The sequence below is a fragment of the Pontibacter silvestris genome, assembly GCF_020907275.1.
Taxonomy (GTDB): domain Bacteria; phylum Bacteroidota; class Bacteroidia; order Cytophagales; family Hymenobacteraceae; genus Pontibacter; species Pontibacter silvestris.
This window is the reverse complement of the sequence record NZ_JAJJWI010000065.1, coordinates 1-2,143: the sequence shown is the minus strand read 5'-3', so window position 1 is coordinate 2,143 and position 2,143 is coordinate 1. Positions and strand designations below refer to the sequence as shown.

Annotated in this window: 2 protein-coding genes; both read right to left on the bottom strand. The window is 67.4% G+C overall.

Annotated features, from left to right (window positions below):
• Positions 1-22 precede the first annotated feature (22 nt).
• Positions 23-1,939: a T9SS type B sorting domain-containing protein gene (locus LN995_RS21460; protein WP_229963146.1), complete on the bottom strand. Its 1,917-nt coding sequence runs from the start codon at positions 1,937-1,939 to the stop codon at positions 23-25.
• A partial coding sequence (locus LN995_RS21455; RefSeq protein ID WP_229963145.1) for a hypothetical protein occupies positions 1,863-2,143 on the bottom strand: 281 nt, incomplete at its 5' end. The genes LN995_RS21455 and LN995_RS21460, both read right to left, overlap by 77 nt.

The window sequence follows — 2,143 nt, the reverse complement described above, 5'->3', positions numbered from 1 at the left end:
CTCTTTTCATTCTTATGTTGGTTTACCTGACGATCTCGACCCACCCCTTGTAGCGGGCGTTCCTCCTGGTGGGGTCCACCGTGTAGAACTCCACCTCCACCTCATAGTAGTAGGTGCCGTCCGACAGGCGGGCCCCCTCCCCGTCCACTCCGCCCCAGTTCATGTAGGGGTCGCTCTCCCCCTCATACACCTGCACCCCCCAGCGGTTGTAAACCTTCAGGCGCGCCGAGCGGACGAACACCGTCCTGTCGTCCGGACGGAAGACATCGTTGCGCCCGTCCCCGTTGGGCGTGATCACATTCGGAAGGCCGAAGTGAAGGCAGTTGTCCTTGCAGACCTCGTTGCTCAGCGCGCTCTCCCGACCCGAGGCGTCCGTGGCCGTCACCGCGTAGCAACCCGCAAAAGAGCTCAGCCCCCCGTGCACAAAGCGCGTCTCCGTCGTCGTCCCCAGCACAACGTACTCTTCCTCGCTGCTCTCCCGGAAGTAAACCGTGTAGTAGGCGATCTGGTCGGTGCAGTCCCCCGTCACCTGCGGAACCCACGTCAGCACGTTCTGGTAAGGCGCAGGCGTGGGGCTGGACAGGAACGCCTCGCAGTCCAGCGCGTCCACGCTCAGCACCGGCGGGCACAGCAGGCGCGGAAGCTCCGCGCACGCCCGCTGGCTGCTGTTGAGCAGCGGAGAGGGAATGCCCGCAATGCCGTAGGCCCCCTGCGTCACCACATAGTAGCAGTACGCCTGCCCTCGCGGAAGGCCTGCCCCGCCGAAGGCCACCCTGTCGGTGTAGGCGCCGCTGCCGCCCGTCACCTCCACGCTGTCAATCAGGGTGAACTGCCCCTCCACCTCCCGGTAGATGTAGTGCCTGAAGCCGCTGTTGTCCCACGGCACCTCATACGTCCAGCTCAGCTCCAGGGCCGCCTCGTCCGCGGCTGCCGCGGACACCGAGAGCCGCACGCTCGAGCCCTCCGTGCTGTCGCGCAGCGCCGTCGGCGGCGCCCCCGCCTGCGGCGCCTGGTAGAACTCCAGCCGGTAGCGGTAAGCCTCCTCCGCCGTGTTCAGCCCCCTGTCCACAAAGAAAGTGTCGGCGGCGATGCCTTGGCTGCGGAAAACCTCCGCAAAACCCGGGCCCGCACGGCGGTAAAGCCGGTACTCCAGCGGCCGGGTCAGGTTGGCCAGGTCGCGCGGAGGCGTCCAGCGCACCGTGATCTGCCCCTGCGAGGCGTCCGTCGCGTCCACCGTCACGTTGGTCAGGTACGGGATGTCCTGGTCCACCACCACGCAGGCCTCGTTGGAGGCAAGGCTTTCCCCTCGGCCAGGCCGCGGGAAGGTGGCGTAGACGATGTAGCAGTACTCGGTGCCCGCCCGGAGGCCACCGCCGCCGTCGTTGTCCAGAAAGCTCGTCTCCCCCGCACCCACCTCGGCGATCAGCACGTAGCCCGTGCTCGCCGGAACACCCGTCTGGCACACATCTGGCACAAAGCCCGAGGGGCCCTCCCGCCGGTAGATGCGGATCGACTCGGCGTTCTGGCACAGGTAAGGGTCCCAGCTCACCCTCACGCTGCGATCTGAGGAGGCCGCCGAGAGGTTCTGCGGCGCAGGGCCCACCACCCGGATGTTCCAGGGCTGCAGGTCGGCCAGGCGCGTCTCGTTGTTGGGCCGCACGTCCGTGGCCCGGAAAACAACCTGGTAAGGCGTCTCCCGAACGTCGCCGCACTCCGTCCCCCACACCAGGCTACCGGTCGTCAGACCCGCCGACTGACCCGTCACCGTGAAGGTCGCAGGCGGGATGATCCCGCTCCCGGCAGCCGTCACCGTCACCAGGTCCCCGTCCGGGTCCGTGGCTCGAACCGTCCCACGGAAAACGTCACCGGCAACGATGCAGGTATCCAGCGGCTCGAGCACAGGCGGCCGGTTCGGGGTCTCCCGCACCAGGATCTGCATGTCCCGCACAACCTCCCCCAGCTTGACGGCTCCCCCGTTGGGCGCCACGCGCCACTCCTCCACCACAAAGGCAACGTTGTACTGCCCCTGCCGGCAGGGAGCGTCCCACACCAGCTGCCCGTCCTCCAAGTCCAGCGTCAGATAGGAGGCGCCGGAGGCATCGGAGCTCTGGCAGCTGAACGTCAGGCTCGGAAGAGAGTACCC